1 protein-coding gene is annotated in these 241 nt (G+C 68.5%); it reads right to left on the reverse strand.

Annotation, left to right across the window (positions count from 1 at the left end):
* Positions 1-241 (reverse strand): AMP-binding protein (locus tag NDO48_RS29495; protein ID WP_267322955.1); only part of this gene is annotated, 241 nt, incomplete at both ends.

Below are 241 nucleotides of genomic sequence, written 5' to 3' on the forward strand. Positions count from 1 at the left end.
GCTCGATACGGAAACCACGGATTTTGACTTGGTGGTCGACACGCCCCAGGTAGTCCACCACGCCATCGGGGCGGCCGCGGGTCAAGTCGCCGCTGCGGTACACACGGCTGCCGGGGGTGCCGAACGGGTCCGGCACAAACCGCTCGGCGGTCAGCGCCGCACGCTCCAGATAACCGCGCGCCACGCCCTCGCCGCCCAGGTACAACTCACCGGCCACGCCGATCGGTTGCAGGTTCAACTG

This window comes from Aminobacter sp. MET-1, assembly GCF_026521175.1.
In the GTDB taxonomy this organism is placed as follows: Bacteria; Pseudomonadota; Alphaproteobacteria; order Rhizobiales; family Rhizobiaceae; genus Aminobacter.